This window comes from Specibacter sp. AOP5-B1-6 (assembly GCF_052376555.1).
Lineage (GTDB): Bacteria > Actinomycetota > Actinomycetes > Actinomycetales > Micrococcaceae > Specibacter.
Genome location: NZ_JBQSVT010000018.1, coordinates 55836 through 76237 on the forward strand (window position 1 = coordinate 55836; position 20402 = coordinate 76237).

At 65.0% G+C, this 20402-nt stretch carries 20 protein-coding genes and 2 riboswitches; of the genes, 11 read left to right on the top strand and 9 right to left on the bottom strand.

Annotated features, from left to right (window positions below):
* The first annotated feature begins 5 nt into the window (after positions 1 to 5).
* A complete protein-coding gene (purL, locus tag ACT3TS_RS11105; RefSeq protein ID WP_444531572.1) occupies positions 6 to 2315 on the top strand; it encodes a phosphoribosylformylglycinamidine synthase subunit PurL in 2310 nt (769 codons plus the stop codon).
* A gap of 64 nt (positions 2316 to 2379) precedes the next feature.
* Here purL and ACT3TS_RS11110 read toward each other — a convergent pair whose 3' ends face one another.
* The 5 genes from ACT3TS_RS11110 to ACT3TS_RS11130 form a co-directional block, all read right to left on the bottom strand.
* Positions 2380 to 2853: a hypothetical protein gene (locus tag ACT3TS_RS11110; RefSeq protein ID WP_444531573.1), complete on the bottom strand. Its 474-nt coding sequence runs from the start codon at positions 2851 to 2853 to the stop codon at positions 2380 to 2382.
* Positions 2854 to 2987: 134 nt separating this feature from the next.
* Positions 2988 to 3566 (bottom strand): DUF1990 family protein, encoded by a 579-nt coding sequence (locus ACT3TS_RS11115; protein WP_444531574.1) that lies wholly within the window; start codon positions 3564 to 3566, stop codon positions 2988 to 2990.
* Positions 3550 to 3954, bottom strand: a complete 405-nt coding sequence (locus ACT3TS_RS11120; protein WP_444531575.1) for an MmcQ/YjbR family DNA-binding protein — start codon at positions 3952 to 3954, stop codon at positions 3550 to 3552. The genes ACT3TS_RS11115 and ACT3TS_RS11120 overlap by 17 nt, the downstream gene beginning before the upstream one ends.
* Complete coding sequence (locus tag ACT3TS_RS11125) at positions 3951 to 4556, bottom strand: dihydrofolate reductase family protein (RefSeq protein ID WP_444531576.1); 606 nt, start codon at positions 4554 to 4556, stop codon at positions 3951 to 3953. Before ACT3TS_RS11125 ends, ACT3TS_RS11120 begins: the two co-directional genes overlap by 4 nt.
* Before the next feature lie 59 nt (positions 4557 to 4615).
* Positions 4616 to 5590 (bottom strand): polysaccharide deacetylase family protein, encoded by a 975-nt coding sequence (locus ACT3TS_RS11130; RefSeq protein ID WP_444531577.1) that lies wholly within the window; start codon positions 5588 to 5590, stop codon positions 4616 to 4618.
* Positions 5591 to 5739: 149 nt separating this feature from the next.
* Positions 5740 to 5854: riboswitch (SAM riboswitch) on the top strand.
* 11 nt (positions 5855 to 5865) lie between these two features.
* Between ACT3TS_RS11130 and ACT3TS_RS11135 the strand changes: the two genes are divergently transcribed.
* The gene (locus tag ACT3TS_RS11135; protein ID WP_444531578.1) at positions 5866 to 7071 is read left to right on the top strand and encodes a cobalamin-independent methionine synthase II family protein; all 1206 of its coding nucleotides are present in this window, start codon (positions 5866 to 5868) and stop codon (positions 7069 to 7071) included.
* 26 nt (positions 7072 to 7097) lie between these two features.
* On the opposite strand, the gene ACT3TS_RS11140 is transcribed toward ACT3TS_RS11135, so the two are convergent.
* Positions 7098 to 7514, bottom strand: a complete 417-nt coding sequence (locus ACT3TS_RS11140) for a CoA-binding protein (RefSeq protein ID WP_444531579.1) — start codon at positions 7512 to 7514, stop codon at positions 7098 to 7100.
* A 113-nt stretch (positions 7515 to 7627) separates the two neighbouring features.
* Positions 7628 to 7739, top strand: a riboswitch (SAM riboswitch).
* A 6-nt stretch (positions 7740 to 7745) separates the two neighbouring features.
* Here ACT3TS_RS11140 and ACT3TS_RS11145 point away from each other — a divergent pair.
* The 7 genes from ACT3TS_RS11145 to ACT3TS_RS11175 all read left to right on the top strand — a co-directional run bounded on the left by ACT3TS_RS11145 (position 7746) and on the right by ACT3TS_RS11175 (position 15696).
* Positions 7746 to 8588 (top strand): ABC transporter ATP-binding protein, encoded by an 843-nt coding sequence (locus ACT3TS_RS11145; protein WP_444531580.1) that lies wholly within the window; start codon positions 7746 to 7748, stop codon positions 8586 to 8588.
* 81 nt (positions 8589 to 8669) lie between these two features.
* Positions 8670 to 9707 carry an aliphatic sulfonate ABC transporter substrate-binding protein gene (locus tag ACT3TS_RS11150; protein WP_444531581.1) on the top strand — a complete coding sequence of 346 codons (1038 nt, stop codon included), beginning with the start codon at positions 8670 to 8672 and terminating at the stop codon, positions 9705 to 9707.
* Complete coding sequence (locus ACT3TS_RS11155) at positions 9707 to 10510, top strand: ABC transporter permease (RefSeq protein WP_444531582.1); 804 nt, start codon at positions 9707 to 9709, stop codon at positions 10508 to 10510. The genes ACT3TS_RS11150 and ACT3TS_RS11155 overlap by 1 nt, the downstream gene beginning before the upstream one ends.
* The gene (locus ACT3TS_RS11160; protein ID WP_444531583.1) at positions 10507 to 12531 is read left to right on the top strand and encodes an acetate--CoA ligase; all 2025 of its coding nucleotides are present in this window, start codon (positions 10507 to 10509) and stop codon (positions 12529 to 12531) included. The genes ACT3TS_RS11155 and ACT3TS_RS11160 overlap by 4 nt, the downstream gene beginning before the upstream one ends.
* A gap of 137 nt (positions 12532 to 12668) precedes the next feature.
* Entirely contained in the window at positions 12669 to 13847 is a 1179-nt protein-coding gene (gene sfnG, locus ACT3TS_RS11165) for a dimethylsulfone monooxygenase SfnG (protein ID WP_444531584.1), read from the top strand.
* The gene (locus ACT3TS_RS11170) at positions 13847 to 15205 is read left to right on the top strand and encodes an O-acetylhomoserine aminocarboxypropyltransferase/cysteine synthase family protein (protein WP_444531585.1); all 1359 of its coding nucleotides are present in this window, start codon (positions 13847 to 13849) and stop codon (positions 15203 to 15205) included. Before sfnG ends, ACT3TS_RS11170 begins: the two co-directional genes overlap by 1 nt.
* Positions 15202 to 15696 carry a CoA-binding protein gene (locus tag ACT3TS_RS11175; protein WP_444531586.1) on the top strand — a complete coding sequence of 165 codons (495 nt, stop codon included), beginning with the start codon at positions 15202 to 15204 and terminating at the stop codon, positions 15694 to 15696. The genes ACT3TS_RS11170 and ACT3TS_RS11175 overlap by 4 nt, the downstream gene beginning before the upstream one ends.
* A gap of 27 nt (positions 15697 to 15723) precedes the next feature.
* On the opposite strand, the gene ACT3TS_RS11180 is transcribed toward ACT3TS_RS11175, so the two are convergent.
* The 3 genes from ACT3TS_RS11180 to ACT3TS_RS11190 form a co-directional block, all read right to left on the bottom strand.
* Positions 15724 to 16236: an SUKH-4 family immunity protein gene (locus ACT3TS_RS11180; RefSeq protein WP_444531587.1), complete on the bottom strand. Its 513-nt coding sequence runs from the start codon at positions 16234 to 16236 to the stop codon at positions 15724 to 15726.
* A 68-nt stretch (positions 16237 to 16304) separates the two neighbouring features.
* Positions 16305 to 17111, bottom strand: a complete 807-nt coding sequence (locus ACT3TS_RS11185) for a carbon-nitrogen hydrolase family protein (protein WP_444531588.1) — start codon at positions 17109 to 17111, stop codon at positions 16305 to 16307.
* A 189-nt stretch (positions 17112 to 17300) separates the two neighbouring features.
* On the bottom strand, positions 17301 to 18593 hold the full coding sequence (locus tag ACT3TS_RS11190; protein ID WP_444531589.1) for an adenylosuccinate synthase: 1293 nt from the start codon (positions 18591 to 18593) through the stop codon (positions 17301 to 17303).
* A gap of 395 nt (positions 18594 to 18988) precedes the next feature.
* On the opposite strand from ACT3TS_RS11190, the gene ACT3TS_RS11195 reads away from it, so the two are divergent.
* The gene (locus tag ACT3TS_RS11195; protein ID WP_444531590.1) at positions 18989 to 19549 is read left to right on the top strand and encodes a MarR family winged helix-turn-helix transcriptional regulator; all 561 of its coding nucleotides are present in this window, start codon (positions 18989 to 18991) and stop codon (positions 19547 to 19549) included.
* Positions 19546 to 20346: an SDR family oxidoreductase gene (locus ACT3TS_RS11200; protein ID WP_444531591.1), complete on the top strand. Its 801-nt coding sequence runs from the start codon at positions 19546 to 19548 to the stop codon at positions 20344 to 20346. The genes ACT3TS_RS11195 and ACT3TS_RS11200 overlap by 4 nt, the downstream gene beginning before the upstream one ends.
* The last annotated feature ends 56 nt before the right edge of the window (positions 20347 to 20402 follow it).

The window sequence follows — 20402 nt, forward strand, 5'->3', positions numbered from 1 at the left end:
CCGGGATGTCAACAGAGTCCGCCAAGAAATTCAACATCGACACGGTTGAAAACGCCGCGTCCACCCCCGGTGTTGAGCTGCCCTGGGCCGAGCTGGGCCTGAAGCAAAACGAGTTCGACGACGTCGTGAAGGTTTTGGGGCGACGCCCCACCGCCGCCGAACTCGCCATGTACTCGGTCATGTGGAGCGAGCACTGCTCCTACAAGTCCTCCAAGAACCACCTGCGCCAGTTTGGCGACAAGGTCACCGAGGAGATGAAGAAGGACATGATGGTGGGCATCGGCGAAAACGCCGGCGTCACCAACCTGGGCGACGGCTGGGCCGTGACGTTCAAGATCGAGTCCCACAACTCCCCCTCCATGGTGGAGCCCTACCAGGGTGCCGCCACCGGCATCGGCGGCATTGTCCGCGACATCATCTCCATGGGCGCACGCCCGGTGGCCGTCATGGATCCGCTGCGCTTTGGCGCCATCGACCACCCCGACACCGCCCGCGTCATGCACGGTGCGGTGGCCGGCATCGGCGGCTACGGCAACTCGCTGGGCCTGCCGAACATTGGCGGCGAAATGGTCTTCGACTCCGTGTACCAGGGCAACCCGCTGGTCAACGCACTCGCTGTCGGCGTCATGCGCCACGAGGACATCCGCCTGGCCAACGCCTCCGGCAAGGGCAACAAGGTTGTGCTGTTCGGCGCCCGCACCGGCGGCGACGGCATCGGCGGCGCCTCCATCCTGTCCTCGGAGTCCTTCGACGACACGAAGCCGTCCAAGCGCCCCGCCGTCCAGGTGGGCGACCCCTTCGCCGAAAAGGTGCTCATCGAGTGCTGCCTGGAACTGTTCAAGGGCTCCCTGGTTGAAGGCATTCAGGACCTTGGCGCCGCGGGCATCTCCTGCGCCACCAGCGAACTGGCGTCCAACGGCGACGGCGGCATGGAAGTCGAGCTGACCTCCGTGCTGTTGCGCGATCCCTCCCTGACACCGGGCGAGATCCTCATGTCGGAGTCCCAGGAACGCATGATGGCCGTTGTCTCCCCCGCCAACGTTGCCGCGTTTGAGGCAGTCATGGACAAGTGGGCCGTGGAGTACTCCTGGCTCGGCGAGGTCACGGACACCGGCCGCCTGATCATCAAGTGGGACGGCGCGGTCATTGTCGACGTCGATCCCCGCACCGTGGCGCACGACGGCCCGCTTTATGACCGCCCCTACGCCCGTCCGGAGTGGCAGGACGCGCTGCAGGCCGACACCTTCACCGGATCCGTCCAGGATGGTGGACGCCCGGCAACCGCTGACGAGCTCAAGGCTGCCGTGCTGGAGCTCATCGCCTCCCCGAACATGTGCTCAAAGGACTGGATCACCAACCAGTACGACCGCTATGTCGGCGGCAACACGGCCATGGCCTTCCCCGACGACGCCGGCGTGATCCGTGTTGACGAGGAAACCGGCCTGGGCGTTGCCCTGGCCACCGACGCCAACGGCCGCTACACCTTCCTCGACCCGTACCACGGCGCCCAGCTGGCCCTGGCCGAGGCCTACCGCAACGTCGCCACCTCCGGCGCCATCCCGATGGCCGTCTCCGACTGCCTGAACTTCGGCTCCCCCGAGGACCCGGATGTCATGTGGCAGCTGGCCGAAGCCATTCGCGGCCTGTCCGACGCCTGCATGGTGCTCGGCATCCCCGTCACCGGCGGCAACGTTTCGCTGTACAACCAGACGGGCACCACCCCCATCCACCCCACCCCCGTTGTTGCGGTCTTGGGCAAGTTCGACGACGTCGCCCGCCGCACGCCGTCGGGCTGGCAGGAGGATGGCCAGGCCATCTACCTGTTGGGCAACACCGCCGCCGACCTGGATGGTTCCGAATGGGCCAACCTGCGCGGGCACCTGGGCGGGCTGCCGCCGGCCGTGAACCTGGAACGGGAGCGTGAATTGGGTGCGATCCTGATCAACGCTTCCCGCGACGGCATGATCGACTCCGCCCACGACCTCTCCGAGGGCGGCCTTGCGGCAGCACTTGTTGAGTCGGCACTGCGCTTCAACACCGGCGCCCGTGTGGCACTGGATGAAGTTGCCGCCCGCGACGGCGTTGACGCTTTCACCCTGCTGTTCTCCGAGACGCAGGGCCGCGCCATCGTGTCTGTTCCACGCAGCGAGGAAGTCCGTTTCAACGACATGTGCACGGCCAGGCGCTTCCCGGTCTCCCGCATCGGCGTTGTTGACGCCGCCGGCGGTTCCCTGGACATCCAGGGCTTGTTCAGCGCCCCGTTGGACGAACTGCGCGAAGCACACGAGGGAACCCTGCCGAAGTACTTCGGCTAGTTCCGAAGCAAAAACCCCGGCCGACTCCTCACGAGTTGGCCGGGGTTTTTCCTTTGTGCGGATGTTAGTTGTGCACGGTTGCCATGGCATCGCATTCGCTCCGCATCCGGCCGTACCGGGGGGATGACAGCTCTGCCTGCAGGGCACTGATGATCAGTCCGTCGTCAAGGGCATCGGTTGATGTGGGCTTGTACGTCAACGTGAAACTCAAGCACTGGCGCGGCCCGAGCGTGCGGCCTGAAAGTTCCGCCGCCGTTGGGGTGGTGGCGTACGCCAGGTGGTCGAGGCGGCCGTTCGTCAGTGACCTGGGGAGCAGGGAAATGTCAGTGAGCGTCTCGTCCGTGGCATTCAGCAGCCATGCCGTGAACCTGACGGTTTCCCCCACGGCGGCTTCAGTCCGGTCCGCCAAGTACACCAACGCAACCTCGGGGACATCACGCCGCGACCCAGCCAGTGCAGGGGCAACCAAAGGGGACCGTTTAAAGCTGGCCCCATCCTGTACACAGCTTGCCATGCCATGGTCCTGGTGGTTCTTCACGGCGGCACATTCCATCCACTGGCCGGTCGCAGCGTGTCAGTCCCGTATCGGGCCAACTCCGTGCGGAAAGCCATTGACTCTCAGTGTTAAAGAGTGGCTGGGGCACAAATCATAACGGCGTTTTCCCGCAGAAGTTAAAAGCCGCCCGCCAGTGCGCGTGCCGCCTGCTGGTAGGAGCGGGTGACTCCGGCCTGGGTGAGCTTGGTGACCGGGGAACCAAGTGAATAGATGAATCCGGCAGGCTTGCTGAACGCCAGGAGCCTGAAGTGGACGCCGCCGTCGGATGTTTGCATGGCGGTGAAGGCCTCCTCGCCCAGCGCCGGGTGTCCGGGCAGGGTTCCGTACCCAAAGCCTGCCATCGTTGCCTCAGCCCCGTCGGGGCCTGACATCGTTTGAGGTTCCACCGTCCACACCACTTCGCAGGGCACCGGCAGTCGAAGGCGGCCCACCCCAAAACCGCTGACGACCCGGGCGCCAACAATTGCCCGGGGAGGCGCCGTGACCTGCAGGCCGGCACGCTGCTGGATCTGCCAGGTCATGATGCCTTCGGCCAGGGCCGCAAAGGCCTCGGCACCGTGCCCCACCAGGATGGTCTTGTCCACGTGGTCAAATCCCTTGGGCCACTCCACCGCACCGGCAGGTTTTTGCGCCGCCAGCCGGGTCAGGCCGAGGCAGGGATAATCCAGGCGGCCGCGGTCAGCTTTTGGCAACACGTGCACTCCATTTCAAGGCGGTTTGTTGTTTCTTGGGCAGGCCGTCCACCACAAGGTCGTAGGAATCCTCCAGCATGTCCAACACCATGTCCGCGTCCACCGCCGTGCAGTCCACGGTGTTCCAGTGCCGTTTGTTCAGGTGGTAGCCCGGGACGATGCCCGCGTGCGCGGTGCGCAACTGCGCAGCCAGCAGCGGATCGCATTTCAAGCTGATGGACAGCGCCGGCACGTTGAGGTCGCCCAGGGCAAACACCTTGCCTGTGCGTTGTTCGCCGCCGCTGCTGGCCCTGACCTTGAACACGCTGAGTTCGGGCCCAAAGGGGAAGTCCTCGTAGGCACCGGCCAGGGCCAGCGCGGCCGCACGCAAGGATTCCGCATTGAGGCTCATGGCTGCGTCCGTGCTTCTTCGCCGGCCGCTGCGGAGCCGGACGCTGCGGCGCTGAGCACTGCGTAGCTCAGCATCGCGAACTCCCCGTGCTTGCTGGCGGCGCTCAGCTTGAGCCTGTCGGCCCCCACATTGCGCGGCAGCAGCGGCGCCCCGCCAACCAGTGCGGCCGGGGCGATCGTGACGACGAGTTCGTCCAGTGCCCCAAGATCCAGGAACTGCCCGGCCAGGTCGCCGCCGCCAACCACCCACGCGTCCAGGTCGCCGGCGGCATCCTTGATCTCGTCCAGCACATCGGCGACAGGACCGTTGACGAAGCGCACATCCGCCCCTTCAGGCACGGGCAGCGTCCGGGAGGTGAACACGTAAGTGGGCTTGCTTCCGTAGTACTGCTGCCATTTGGCGGGCTCGGCCAGCAGGTTCTCCGCCTTGAGAACCCATTCGTAGGTGGAGGAACCCTCCACAAAGACGCCCATGGTGTCCATGAATCCCGCAATGTCCGGCCCGTCCGTGTCGTCAACGGCAAAGAGCCAGTCCAGCGAGTGGTTCCGGTCCGCCAGATAGCCGTTCAGCGTTGCCGCCGTGTAGTAAACAATGCGCGTCATGGCATCAACGCTACCCGTTGAAGAGCCCGGCGGCACGTGCCGGTTCCCCAGCCGTCAGGCTATGGAGTGGCCAGGTAGTCCTCGAGCAGCACAACCTTGAGTCCGGCAGCCTTTTGCGCCTGCAGAAATGCGCCAAGGTCGTCCGGGAACTCCGGCCGGAAGTGCATCAAGACAATGTCCCCCGGCCGCAGCCCGGCCCCGATCTGATAGTCCATGCCACCGGCGTTCGCCTTGGCTTCCCAGTCAATGATCGCCTTCATGCCGCACTCCGCCACGGCCTGTCGGATGGCCTGCGTGTAGGGCCCACCGGGTGGCCGGAAGAACATCGGCCGACGTCCGTACTGCTGCTCCTCGTAATCGGCCATGCCGCAGATCTCTGCTTTTTGCTGTTCGTAGCTCAACTTGATGAAACCCAGGTCGTGGGTCATGGTGTGGTTCTCGATCAAGTGCCCGGCCGACACATATTTTTGGTAATACTGGGGATCGCCCGCAACGAATGTGTGCGCCAGAAACAGCGACGCCTTGATGCCGTTCTTCTCCAGCAGCGCCAAATCCGAGTCCCTCTTCAGGGCGCCGTCGTCAATGGTCAGAAACACCACCTTTTGCTCGGTGGGCACCTTGGTCAGCACAGGGGCCAGCCCATTTTCGATTGGCGGCAGGACGTAGTCCGGCACGAGCCCGTCGAGGGTGCTGACCCTCCCTGTCACCGGATCAGTCACCGGATCGATCGCCGGCGTGCTTGCCGGAATGTCCGACGCCGGGGCCCCCGTCGGGTCCGCCGAGGCAGTTTTCGCCGTGCTCGGCGGGGCTGGCGTGGCAGACGGGCCTGACGCGACTGGCGTGGCAGACGGGGCCGTCGCCGCGCTGCTGCCGGCATCCCCTGCGCTTGCCGCCGGAAGGGCTGGGTCCCCGCCCAAGCTGGTCGTTGCGGCGACCCACCAGAAACCGGCGACCATCAGGGCAACGGCCACGGCGAGTATCAAGAACCCCATCCAGCGTGCCCGGCGGCGCGAATGGTCAAGATGGTGCGGCATGTCTTCCTTCTGGGCGTTCAGCATCGACTGTCAGGAACGGTGCGCGGGCATTGCCGCGATGGTTTGATCATAATCTGGCTGACGGGTCCTGCGCGTCACATGCGGCAAACAATTTTTGCGGGGCGTTGCCGGACGCTAGGCTGACACACATCCCATCCAGAGCGGCCGAGAGACCTGGCTTGTTGACGCCGCAGCAACCCTCCAACGCCCGCCGAATTACTTCGGCAGGCCAAGGAACGGTGCTACCGCCAGAAACGATGGAAAGGAATCCACTCGTGTCTTTAAATACCACCCACATCCGCACCAGCCATGCCGGTTCGCTGCCCCGCACGCCCGCCCTGCTCGCCGCCAATAAGGTGAAGGAAGCCGACGGTGCCACGGCGGAATTTGAGTTGCTGCTGCAGGAGTCCGTCGTTGACGTGGTGGCACGCCAACAAGCCGCCGGCATTGACATCGTCAACGATGGCGAGTTCGGCCATGCCATGTCCACCGCCGTCGATTACGGCGCCTGGTGGTCCTACTCCTTCGCCCGCATGGGCGGACTGGAGCTGGACGCGGACCAAAAATGGGCTCTCGACCCCGTCGAGTCGACGCCCGGCAACATTGCCCTGACGGGCTTTGTGCACCGCCGCGACCGCACCATCTTTGCCGAGGCCTACAACGACCCCGCCTCCGGCATCTTCTCCGCCGGCGCAAAACTGTTCCCCAAGTGCACCGGTCCCCTGACCTACACCGGGCACGACGCCGTCGCCTCCGACATCAAGAACCTCACCACCGGCATGGCCCGGGCAGGCGTCGAGGAAGGTTTCGTCGCCGCACTGTCTCCCGGCAGCGCCTCCCGCATCTCCAACGAGCACTATGCCACGGAGGAAGAGTTCATTTACGCCTGCGCCGATGTGTTGCGTGAGGAATACACTGCCGTCATCAACGCCGGGTTGACGCTGCAGATCGATGACCCCTCGATCGCCGAGAACTGGGATCAGATCACCCCGGCCCCCTCGATTGAGGACTACCTGAAGTTCACCCAAATCAGGGTTGAGGCGTTGAACTACGCACTGCGTGGATTGCCGCAAGACCAGATCCGCTTCCACTTGTGCTGGGGGTCCTGGCACGGCCCGCACACCACAGACCTGCCGTTCCCCGAGTTGGTTGACACCATGCTGAATATCAACGCGGGCTCATATTCCTTCGAGGCAGCCAACGTCCGCCACGAACATGAGTGGAAGATCTGGCAGGACACCAAGCTGCCCGAGGGCAAGTCGATTGTGCCGGGCGTCGTCTCGCACGCAACAAACGTGGTTGAACACCCGCAACTTGTGGCCGACCGCATTGAACGCTTTGCCTCGGTGGTGGGGCGAGAAAGCATCATCGCTTCCACTGATTGCGGACTCGGCGGCCGCGTGCACCCGCAGATTGCGGCAGCCAAGCTGGCGGCACTTGGCGAAGGTGCGGCACTGGCCAGCAGCCGGCTCTGGAAATAATCCCCGCTGCCGCCAGCGCAGTGCGGCTACAGGCCCAGTGCGGCAGCCTCGATTTTGGGGCAGGTGTCCATGACGACATCCAGGCCGGCGTCCACTGCCCGCTGTGCCGCCGCCTCGTCGATGACACCCAGCTGCAGCCAGACGGCCCGGGCGCCCACCGCAATTGCCTGGTCAACCACGTCGCCAACCCTCGTGGAATTCACAAAACAGTCAACAACATCAATGCGGCCCGGGATCTCCGCCAGTGTTTTATAGCCCGTTGCGCCGTGGACGTCGTCGCCCTTGAGGCTGACCGGGATGATCTCCTGGCCCAGGTGCTGCTGCAAAAACAAGGAAACGCCGACGGCGGCGCGGCGGGGATTGTTGGAGAGTCCAACCACCGCCCAGCGGCCCGGCGTTGTCAGCAGGCGGCGAATGGTTGCGGGGTCGTTTACATGTGCCATGAGCTGAGCTTATGCCGTCCCTGCAGAGGTCGGCCAATTGAATTGTTACGCTTCGCGAACCGCTGCACGTCCGCCAATTTCTGTCGGTCCGGTGCCGGGCCCTAGTCTGAAGGTGACCATCCCGAGCGGCTGAGAGATCTGGCTCAACGACGCCGCAGCAACCCTGGTCGGCCCCCTTTGTGGGTGTCGATACCGGCAGGGTGCTACCGCCAGGACCGATGGAGTGTTGCCATGTCTGCTTTACTTTCGCCGCCCACACCAGTCTCAGCCTCAGCGTCCCCGCCAGTCTTTGATCCGCGGGGCACGGCCGCCATGCCGGTGTCCTTTCATGAGCTGGGCCGTTCCTTTGGCTCCGGGGCCGGCACCCACACGGTGCTCCGTGATGTTTCGTTTGACGTGCGGGCCGGGGAGATTGTTGCCCTGCTCGGACCCTCGGGCTGCGGGAAATCCACTCTTCTGCGTGCCGTGGCCGGGCTCGATGCCCCGAGCACCGGCGCCGTGTCCATCGACGGAACCACCGTGTCCGGCATTGATGCGCGCTGTGCCGTGGCATTCCAGGAGCCCCGCCTGCTGCCCTGGCGGACGATCGCCGGAAACGTGGCGATTGGTGTGCCCTCCGACGCGGACGCCACCCGCAGCCGCCGAGCGGTGGAACAACTGCTGAAACTGGTGGGCTTGTCGGATTTCGCCGGGCACAGGCCTCGGGAGGTTTCCGGCGGCATGGCACAACGGGCGTCCCTGGCCCGCGCCCTCGCCCGCAATCCCGGCGTTTTACTGCTGGACGAACCCTTCGGCGCCCTGGACGCCCTGACCCGGATCACCATGCAGGACCTGCTGCTGGATGTGCACGCCGCCGAGCCCGCAACCGTCCTGCTGGTCACCCACGACGTCGATGAGGCGCTGCAGCTGGCCGACCGCATCATCCTGCTCGGACCGGACGGAACAGACCGCCCAGGGTCCACCATTGTGCGCACGGTCGAAGTGCCCGGCCCGCGCCCCCGCGCCCGGGCGTCAACAGAACTGGCCGGCCTGCGCAGTTCGCTGCTGGCCAGTCTCGGCGTCGACGGCCACTAGCCTCCCCATTCGAGCGCACCTGCACTCCTGCGCAGCTGCGCTTCACACACTTTCACCACCGCAACCATTTTTAGGACCCTCATGCCTGTTTCACACTCTGTCAACCGCCGTTCCTTCCTAAGCGTCGCCGCCGCTGTCTCCGCTCTGGCCCTGGCCGGCTGCGCCGGTGAAAACGCAGCCACCGACGCAGCCGGCAATGGCGGCGGGTCCGGCACACTGACCATCGACTTTGCCACCTACAACCCGTTGAGCCTGGTCATCAAGGAAAAGGGTTGGCTGGAGGCGACCCTGGCGGACAAGGGTGTCACCGTGAAATGGCTGCAGTCCGCAGGTTCAAACAAGGCCAACGAGGCGCTGCGCGCCGGTGCCGTCGATGTTGGATCCACGGCCGGCTCCGCCGCGCTGCTGGCCCGCGCCAACGGATCCCCCATCAAGACCATCTCCCTGTACTCCCAGCCGGAGTGGGCGGCACTGGTCACCGGCAAGGGCTCGGCCATCACCTCGGTCGCCGACCTCAAGGGCAAGTCCGTGGCTGCCACCAAGGGAACCGACCCGTACTTCTTCCTGGTCCAGGCGCTGGAGGAAGCTGGGCTGAGCACGAAGGACGTGACAGTGGAGAACCTCCAGCACGCCGACGGCCGCGCAGCCCTGGCGAACGGTTCCGTGGATGCCTGGTCCGGCTTGGACCCCATCATGGCGGCCGCCGAACAGGAAGGCGCCACGCTCTTCTACCGCAATCTGGATTTCAACACCTACGGTTTCCTGAACGCCACCGAGTCGTTCCTGAAGGACAAGCCCGAACTGGCACAGACCGTTGTGGACGCCTATGAAAAAGCTCGCATTTGGGCCGCGGCCAACCCCGAAGAAACGGCACAAATCCTGGCCGACGCCGCCGGGCTCAAGCCCGCCGTGGCCAACACGGTGATTCTCGAGCGCAGCAACCTCGACGTGTCAGGGATTCCCGGGGACAAGCAGCGCGCCGTGCTGGCCAAGATCGGGCCCACCTTTGTGGAACTCGGCGACGTCAAGACCCAGGCTGAAGTCGATACCGCGTTGGAGACCCTCCTGGATGATTCCCTGGCCGTGAAGGCAAATCCCGACTCGATCAAGGAAGCCTGATGACAGCCACCACCACGGCCGCGCGCCGCAGCGGGTCCGTCCGGAACCTGGCCAACGGCTGGGCCCGGCTGGGCCTGGGACTGCTGCTGCCGGCCCTGATATTGCTGGCCTGGCAGCTGAGCACGGCCGCCGGACTCTTCTCACCGGTCCAGCTGCCGGCGCCCCGTGCGGTGCTGGAGGCAGGGACCGAGCTCATCGCACGCAACGAACTGTTCGGCCATGTGGCGATCTCCACGCAGCGGGTGCTCATCGGATTCGTTGCCGGCGCGGCACTGGGTGTTTCACTCGGTGCCCTGGTTGGGCTTTCCAAGGCCGCCGAGGTGTTGCTGGGCCCCACGATCGGCGCCCTGCGGGCCGTCCCGTCCCTGGCATGGGTGCCGCTGCTGATCCTGTGGATGAAGATCGGCGAGGACTCAAAGGTCACCCTGATTGTGATTGGTGCGTTTTTCCCCGTATTCACCACGGTGTCCCTGGCCCTGCGCCACGTGGACAAAAACCTTGTGGAGGCCGCCCGTGCCTTTGGGCTGAAGGGCATCAAGCTGCTGACCACCGTGCAACTGCCGGCCGTGGTCCCGGCCATCTTCTCCGGACTGCGTCTCGCCCTGGCCCAGGCCTGGCTGTTCCTCGTTGCTGCCGAACTGATCGCCTCCTCCATGGGACTGGGCTTCCTGTTGACGGATTCACAAAACAACGGCCGCACCGACAGGCTGCTGCTGGCCATCGTGCTGCTGGCGGTTCTCGGCAAGGCCACCGACGCCCTGCTGGGCCTGGCGGAGAAATGGGCAGTGCGCAAATGGTCATGACAACGGAAACAAACGAAAAGGACCGCCTCGATTTTTGGGCGGCAGCGGCCGGCCGGCTCGACTGGGCCGAACCCTGGCGCACGGTCCACACCTCAACCCCGGCGGACCCGGCGGCCAGGCGCGGACCGGCGATCCGCTGGTTCGAGGGCGGCAAACTCAATGCCGCCGTGAACTGCGCGGACAGGCATGTGGCCGCAGGCAACGGCGGCAAGGTCGCGCTGCACTTCGAGGGCGAGCCCGGCGACCGCCGGAGCGTCAGCTACCTCGAACTGACCGAACTGGTCAGCCAGGCCGCCAACGCGCTGGAAGCCCTGGGCATCGGCCCCGGCGACCGCGTGGTCATCTACCTGCCGGTGCTGGTGGAAACAGTTGTCATCACGCTCGCCTGCGCCAGGATCGGGGCCGTGCACTCACTCGTGTTTGGCGGCTTCTCCGCCGAAGCCCTGAAATTCCGGGTCGAGGACACCGGCGCCAAACTGCTCGTCACCACCGACGGCCAGAACCGCCGCGGCGCCACCGTGCCCGTCAAGGCCAACGCCGACACGGCAGTGGGCGGGCGCAACGCCATCGAACACGTGCTCGTCATCAACCGCACCACCCCCACAGATGCACTGGACACCGTGCCGTGGACCCCGGGCCGGGATGTTTGGTGGCATGACGCCGTCGACACCGCACCCCGCGTGCACCATGCTCAGGCGTTCGACGCCGAGACCCCGCTGTTCATCATGTACACCTCCGGCACCACCGGCCAGCCCAAGGGCCTGGTCCACACCACCGGCGGCTACCTGACCCAGGCTTCCTGGAGCCACGAGTTCCTGTTCAGCAACCCCGACCCGGCCCGGCGCGACAGCGATGTGCACTGGTGCACGGCGGACCTGGCCTGGGTCACGGCGCACACCTACGAGATCTACGGGCCGCTGTCCAACGGCGTCACCCAGGTCATCTACGAGGGCGTGCCCAACGCCCCGCACCCCGGCCGGCACTTTGACATCATCGAACGCTACAAGGTCACCAGCTACTACACGGCCCCCACCCTGGTCCGTTCCCTCATGGGCTGGTTCCCCGACGGCGTGCCGGCCGCCCATGACCTGTCCTCCATCCGGCTGGCCGGAACCGTGGGCGAGGCCGTCAACCCGGAGACGTGGCGTTGGCTGCGCAGCCAGGTGGGTCGAGATTCGCTGGTCCCCGGCGATCCTTCGCGCGGCATCCCCATGGTGGACACGTGGTGGCAGTCGGAGACGGGCGCCACCATCCTCTCCCCGCGGCAGGACGATGCAGCCTTCAAGCCCGGCTGCGGCACCCGCGCACTGCCCGGTCTTGACGTGGATGTGGTGGACGACGGCGGCACCACCGTCCCAGCCGGGGTGCAGGGAAACATTGTGCTCACCAGCACCGGCCCGGCCATGGCCCGCACCGTCTGGGGCAACCCGGAACGCTACTACAGCTCCTACTGGGAAAAATATGCCGTGCAGGGCTGGTTCCTGGCCGGCGACGGCGCCCGCTTCGACGAAGACGGGGACATTTGGATCCTGGGCCGGACCGACGATGTGATCAACATTTCCGGACACCGGCTTTCCACGATTGAAATCGAATCGGCGCTGGTGTCCCACCCCGGCGTTGTGGAGGCCGGTGTGTGCCCCACCTTCGATGCCAAAACCGGGCACGCAGCCACGGCGTTTGTGGTGCCCCATGACACGTCGCTGATCACTGCGGCCGGGGACGGATCGGCGACACAGACACATTTGACACCGGGACAGGAGGCCGCCGCCGCGGAACTGCGGGCCCATGTGGCTGACCAGATCGGCCCCATCGCCAAGCCGCGCGACATTGTGTTTGTCCCCGACGTGCCCAAAACCCGCTCGGGGAAGATCATGCGCAGACTGTTGGCGCAGCTGTTTGAGGGTGCCGTGCTGGGCGACACCACGAGCCTGCAGAACGAGCACTGCATCCCCGCCATCGAACAGATCTGCGCGGCGAGCACCACACGGACCGCGGAAGCCAGCACCAAAATCCGCGCATAGTTCGGCCAGCAGGCACGATTCCGCAATGTGGCTAAACATTCTTTGGCGGATTGGTCATTGCTTGCAAGAATAGTCGGATACATCCCGTGCGGTTAAGAGGCCTGGCCCCTTGACGCCGCGCCACGAAGGAGCACGCCATGACCAGCATTGCCGCATCACCCGAAGCACTCGCCACACCGTTGAAGTTTGCCTACTGGGTGCCGAACGTCTCGGGGGGCCTGGTCGTCTCCACGATCGAGCAGCGCACGGGCTGGGACTTTGACTACAACAAAAAACTGGCCCGCATCGCGGAAAACTCCGGCTTTGAATACGCCCTGACGCAGGCACGCTACGCGGCAAGCTACGGCGCCGACCAGCAGCACGAGGCCACCAGCTTCTCACTGGCACTGCTGGGCGCCACCGAACGGTTGAAGGTCATTGCCGCCGTCCACCCCGGCATGTGGCATCCCGGCGTGCTGGCCAAGTTCATGATCACCGCGGACCACCTCTCCAACGGCCGCGCCGCCGTGAACATTGTCTCCGGCTGGCTCAAGGATGAGTTCACGAACTTTGGCCTTGACTGGCTGGAGCACGACGAACGCTACGTGCGCACCGAGGAATTCATCAAGATCCTGCGCGGGCTCTGGACGGAGAAGGACTTCTCCCAGGCCGGCAAGTACTACGACATCAACAAGTTCACGCTGCAGCCGGGACCCATTGCCGTGCCCGGCCGCCCCCATCCGGAGATCTTCTTCGGCGGGAACTCCACCGCAGCCCAGGCCACGGCCGGCCGCGTGGCCGACTGGTACTTCTCCAACGGCCGCACGCTTGAGGGCTACGCCGACAACGTCAACGGCGTCCTGGCCGCGGCCGCCACCGTTGGCCGCACACCCCGATTCGGGCTCAACGGTTTTGTCATCGCCCGCGATTCCGAGAAGGAGGCCAAGGACACGCTGCGCGAAATCGTGGAAAAGGCGCACCGCCCCGCCGTCGAAGGCTTCGCCGCGTCCGTCAAGGAAGCCGGCGCGTCCACGAAGGACGGTAAAGGCATGTGGGCCGACGCCTCCTACGAGGACATGGTCCAGTACAACGACGGCTTCAAGACCGGGCTGATCGGCACGCCCGAACAGATCGCCGAGCGCGTCGTGGAATACAAGAAGGCCGGCGTGAACCTGCTGCTGACCTGCTACCTGCACTTCCAGGAAGAGGTGGCCGCGTTCGGCAAGGACGTCATGCCGATCGTGCGCGAGCTGGAGGCCGATCTGGCCCGCAAGCACGGCACCGAACTGGACACCACCTCGCTGCCGGCAAGCAGCTTCGAGACGGCTTCCGCCTGATGGCCGAGCACCAGTTTGGCTTCCGCACCCGGGCCCTGCACGCCGGCGGCACCCCCGATGCCGTGCATGGCGCCCGGGCCGTGCCCATCTACCAGACCACCTCGTTCGTGTTCAAGGACACCGACGACGCCGCGAACCTGTTTGCGCTGCAAAAATACGGCAACATCTACTCCCGCATCGGCAACCCGACGGTGGCCGCCTTTGAGGAGCGCATCGCCTCACTGGAGGGCGGCCTCGGGGCGGTTGCGACGTCGTCGGGCATGGCAGCGGAATTCATCACCTTCGCCGCGCTGGCCGGGGCAGGCGACCACATCGTGGCGTCATCGAAGCTGTACGGCGGCACCATCACCCAGCTGGACGTGACGCTGCGCCGCTTCGGGGTGGACACGACGTTCATCGATTCGAGCGACCCGGCGGACTTTGCCGCCGCGATCCGGGAGAACACGAAGGCCGTGTACACGGAGATCGTGGCCAACCCTTCCGGCGACATTGCCGACCTTGCGGGGCTGGCCGCCGTGGCGCACGACGCCGGAGTCCCCCTGGTGGTCGACGCCACCCTGAGCACCCCCTACCTGATCCGACCCATTGACTTCGGCGCGGACATCGTCATCCACTCCGCCACGAAGTTCCTCGGCGGGCACGGCACCACCCTGGGCGGGGTTGTCGTCGAATCCGGGCGGTTCAATTGGGGCAACGGCAACTTCCCGTCCATGACCGAGCCCGTCGCTTCCTACGGCAATGTGTCCTGGTGGGGGAACTTTGGCGAATACGGTTTCCTGACCAAGCTGCGCTCCGAGCAACTGCGTGACATCGGCCCGGCGTTGTCCGCACAGTCCGCTTTCCAGCTGCTCCAGGGCGTGGAAACCCTGCCGCAGCGCATGGACGAGCACCTGCGCAACGCCGCGGCCGTGGCGGAATGGCTGGAGCATGACGAGCGCATTTCCTGGGTCCAGTTCGCCGGGCTGCCGAGCCACCCGCATTACGAACGCGGCCGGGCGTACCTGCCCAAGGGGGTGGGCTCCGTGTTTGCCTTTGGTGTTCGCGGCGGCCGGGAGGCGGGCAAGGCGTTCATCGACGCCTTGCAGCTGGCCAGCCACCTTGCCAACATTGGCGACTCCCGCACCCTTGTCCTGCACCCGGGATCCACCACACACCAGCAGCTCTCGGCTGAGCAGCTGGACGCCGCCGGCGTTCCCGAGGACTTGATCCGCATCTCGGTGGGTCTGGAAGACATCGCCGACATCCTGTGGGACCTGGACCAGGCCCTCACGGCAGCCGAAGCCTCTCTGACCACCACTTCTGCGGCGGCCAGCCCTTCCCCGGCCGCGGCGTCCTGCACGATCGGAGCAACGGCATGAGCACCATTGAACGCAGCTGGGCCGGTCCGACAGCGCCGGAACGCTTGGCCATCCTGCGCAAGACCCAATCAATCGCCATTGTGGGCGCCTCGGACAAGCCGTCGCGGGCCAGCTATTTCGTGGCCACTTATCTGCTCTCCTCGAGCCGCTACCGGGTATATTTTGTGAATCCCGTGGCCACGGAAATTCTGGGGCAGCCGGTGTACAAGTCGCTGGCGGAACTGCCGGAGGTCCCGGACCTTGTCGATGTTTTCCGCCGGCACGACGACCTCCCCACCGTTTTGGCGGAGACGTTGGCCGTGGGCGCCAAAACCCTGTGGCTGCAGCTGGGTGCCTGGCACGAAGAAGTTGCTGCGCAGGCTGAAGCCGCAGGACTTGATGTGGTCATGGACCGTTGCGTAAAGATCGAGCATGCCCGCTTCCACGGCGGGCTGAACCTTGCCGGTTTCGACACCGGCGTGATCTCCTCCAAGCGCCAACTGCTCGCCTAGGCAGGTTGCCTTCCGGCCAGCGGCGGGTCAGGCGGGGACGAAAGAGCCGTCCATGCCCGGCCGGTCATTGTCCCCGGAGTCAGATTCCGGTTCCTCTTCGTCTTCCGGCTCGTCCTCGATGTCCACATAGTCGTCGCTTGTCAGCTCGCCGGTGTAGAGGGCCCAGAACTCATTGGCTGCGGCAGCGGCGGGATCCAGTGCCGCCAGCTGTTCCTGGAACGACTTCTTGACGGCTGAAAAATCCTCGTCGTCTTCGGGGCCCACGGTGTCCCGGTCAATGGATCCCCACGCGGCGACTATGGCTGGCAGGGATTCCAGGGACGAGGCGATCAGGGTTTCCTCGTCCTCGCAGACGAACAGCACGGCCCCGCTTTTGCGGTTGACGACCACGAACTGGAAATCCCCGTCGTTGCACACGATGGCACGGCCGGCCGCATCGTCGGCAAACGGCGGCTTGAGCCATTGCCCGTCGAGTGGCACGTCCTCAAGCGCCACGGGATGCATCGGCTCCAACACTGACCAAATTCTGGTGTCGTTCATGGTTTCCTCCTGCCCCTGCCTCTAGTCTCGACACTAATCACAGCGGGTAACCACGTCAACGCCGACTTTCAGCCGGCCGGGACCACCACTGAGCTGTTTTCAAGACGCCGGTTCAGCAGTACGGGGAGGAATTCCCGGACTTCTTCGATGCGCCGGTGGGTCACATCGGCCGTGGCCACGCCTTCGGCTTCGTCGTTGAGGAAGCTGGCCGGGATGCCCATGGGGTCAAGGATGGCCGAGTGCCCGATGCAATGCTTGCTTGAGGTTCCGGCGGCGGCGACCCAGCAGGTGTTTTCAATGGCGCGGGCCTTGAGCAGGGTTTCCCAGTGGTCGACCTTGTGCTCGCCCTTGAACCAGGCCGCCGAGACGCAAATCAAGTCAGCTCCGGAGACGGCCAGGGAACGGGCCAGTTCGGGGAAGCGAATGTCGTAGCAGGTCATGATGCCCACCTTCAAACCACCAATTTCCACGGTGGTGATGCCCCTGTCGCTGGGCTTGATCCGGGTGGATTCCTGGTAGGAGAAGGCATCGTAGAGGTGGAGTTTCCGGTACGTGCCCAAAATTTCGCCGTCATCGCCCACCGCGACAACCGTGTTGTAGGGGCGGCTTTCGCCGCTGGATTCGTAGCCGCTGGCAATGACGGCGATCCCGAGGTCGGCGGCAATCATGGACAGGCCCTGCACAAACGTGGTCCAGTGCGCATCAACTGCCGCGGCAAAATCGCCCACGACCCGGCCCACGGAGAACATCGCCTCTTCGGGGAACAGGATCAGCTTGCTGCCTGCCTGCAACGCGGTTGCGGACAGCCTGCGCATGGTGGCCAGGTTCTCTGCAACGTCCGCGCCTGGGTTGAATTGTCCAACACTGACTTTCATGGCCATGGGTCCTTCCGGTGGATTTCCTGTGCATCCAGACTAGCCCGTGATTCATCCGCCGCAGCCCATCTTGCGCACAGCAAATAAGTTCTCCACAGCAAAAAGGCGGGACGACGGCGGAACCCAAGTTCCGTCGTCGTCCCGCCTTGGCCGGTCCTTCCCCGGGCGCAATGTCCCGGGAAGGTGGGGCTATTTCTCGCTGATGAGGTCGTGCCGGACGATGGTCTGGTCGCGGTCCGGGCCCACGCCGATGGCGGAGATCCGGGTGCCGGACATGCTCTCGAGGGCCAGGATGTAGTTGCGCGCATTTTCGGGCAGGTCGTCCATGGTGCGGGCCGTGGTGATGTCCTCGGTCCAGCCCGGGAAGTACTCGAAAATGGGCTTGGCGTGGTGGAATTCCGTCTGCGTCATGGGCATTTCGTCATGACGCACCCCGTCAACGTCGTAGGCGACGCAGACCGGGATCTGTTCGATGCCGGTGAGCACGTCCAGCTTGGTGACGAAGTAGTCGGTGAAGCCGTTCACGCGGGAGGCGTGGCGGGCCAACAGCGCGTCATACCAGCCGCAGCGGCGCGGGCGTCCGGTGTTGACACCGAATTCCCCGCCGGTCTTCTGCAGGTAGATGCCCATCTCGTCGAACAGCTCCGTGGGGAACGGGCCGGCGCCGACACGCGTGGTGTAGGCCTTGATAATGCCCACGGCGCGGGTGATGCGGGTGGGGCCGATGCCGGAACCGACCGAGGCGCCTCCCGCGGTGGGGTTCGAGGAGGTGACGAACGGGTAGGTGCCGTGGTCAACGTCCAGGAACGTGGCCTGGCCACCTTCCATGAGCACCACTTCGCCGCGGTCCAGGGCTTCATTCAACACATACGTTGCGTCAATGACCATGGGGCGCACACGCTCGGCAAAGCCGAGGAAATATTCCACCACCTCGTCAACTTCCACGTCACGCCGGTTGTACACCTTGACCAGAAGCTGGTTCTTTTGCTTGAGCGAGCCCTCGACCTTTTGGCGCAGGATGGACTCGTCAAAGAGGTCCTGGACGCGGATGCCCAGACGGGCAACCTTGTCCATGTAGGCCGGGCCGATGCCGCGGCCGGTGGTGCCAATGGCGCGCTTGCCAAGGAAACGCTCGGTGACCTTGTCCAGCACCTGGTGGTACGGGGCGACCAGGTGGGCGTTGGCTGAAATGCGCAGCTTGGACGTGTCCGCACCGCGGGCCTCAAGGCCCTCAATTTCTTCAAACAAGGCTTCAAGGTTCACCACGCAGCCGTTGCCGATGATCGGTGTTGCGTTGGGGCTCAGAATACCGGCGGGAAGGAGCTTGAGCTCATACTTCTCACCGCCGACAACCACTGTGTGCCCTGCGTTGTTGCCGCCGTTGGGCTTCACAACATAGTCGACCAAACCACCTAGAAGATCTGTGGCCTTGCCTTTACCTTCGTCACCCCACTGGGCGCCGACGATTACGATTGCTGGCATGGGACCCTCCCCCTTGCTCATAAGTTGAGCCGGGCGCTGCAAAGCACAGCGGAGGATCCGCCGCACAGCGTCCGGGCACGAAAATGCCCCTTGGGAACCACAGGCCTGCCCCAGCAAATGCTGCGGGCCGGCAAGCGATCAAGGGGGTCTTACGTCCCGAGTTTACCGGAACGCCCACCCCGGTGCACATTAAGGACCGCTTCGGGCGCGGCCCGGAATTCCGGAGGGCTTGGCGGCGGGCTTGTGGAAGGTCACCGGAGGGACCTTGGGCGGTCGATTCCATTCTCCAGCTGGCAATCGATGATATCCTGTCTTCAGGACACTAAATAGGGTGCTTCAGTTCAGTTCAGTCCCGTTCAGTCGCCTTTCAGTTCCGTCACCTCAGGAGGTCCGCAATGGCTACGCCGCAGAACCCGAACCCCACGCCGGTCAACCCCTACAGCAACGCGCTGATGAGCTCCCTCATCCGCATCGTTGGCCAATGGAGCGCGCCCGACTTCCTCACGGCTGTGGTTGCCCGCCAAGGGCTCCAACTGGATCCCGGCTCCATCACGGTCATCACATTGCTTGCCGGCGGCGGCCCCTGGCGGCCCTCAGAGCTCGCGCGGCAAATGGTCACCGGCCCGTCCAACGTCAGCAAAATCCTGGCCCGGCTCACCACGCACGGCATTGTGGAACGCATCCCCGACCCGGCCGACGCCCGTGCCAACCTGATCACGCTCACGCCGTCCGGGACGGCCGTGGCCAACCTCTTTGTTCAGGCCGGCGACTCCCTGGTCGACGAACTTCTGACCGGCTGGGACGACACGGAACGGCACGACCTGGTGCGTCTGCTGGGCAAATTGGAGCAGTCCACCACAGCCCTTTCCGCCCACCTAAGAAACGCCCCACCACAGCCGGCACAGACCCCGGCACAATCCACACAAGCCCAAGCCACACAAGGAGATCACCAATGAACGCCAACGCCACCAACCGCAGCTATGTCATCACCGGAGCCGGTTCAGGCATCGGCCTGGCCACCGCCGAACTGTTGCGCGAACGCGGAGCCACAGTAATCGGTGTTGACCTGAAGGGCGCCGAAGTTGAAGCCGACCTCAGCACCCGGGAGGGGCGCAGCGCCGCGGCCGACGCAGCCCTGGCCGCGGCCAACGGCACTATTGACGCCGTCATCGCCTGCGCAGGAATCTCCGCGCCCATCCCCCTGACGGCAAGCGTCAACTTCTTTGGCGTCACGGAATTCCTGGACCACCTGGCCCCCGCTCTCGCCAGGAGCGCCAGCCCGCGTGCCGCCGTCGTCAGTTCCATGGCGTCACTGCAGGCCAACTCGGCCGAACAAGTCGACGCCATGCTGGCCGGCGACGAAGCACTGACAGTTCAGATCGGCGCCGCGCTGGCCGCCAAGGGCCCACAAACCGGCTACCTCAACTACCCGTCAAGCAAGCGCGCACTGAGCCGCTGGGTCCGCCGTGAAGCCATTGCACCGCGCTTCGCCGGCGCCGGCATTCCGCTGAATGCAGTGGCCCCCGGGACGGTTGTTTCACCCATGACGGAGAAGCTGCTGGCAACCCCGGAAGGCCGCGCCATGGTGGATGCCAACGTGCCGATGCCCTTGAACGGCCACTCGGATGCCATCGTCATTGCCCGGTTGCTCGCCTGGCTGACCAGCGAAGAAAACACGCACACCACGGGCCAGGTCATCTACACCGATGGCGGCGCCGACGCCAGCCTGCGCGGGGACAACACCTGGTCGTAACCCGGCAGGCATGAATCAACCGGATGGTTGATGGTTCCGGCCGCCGTCGGGCATAG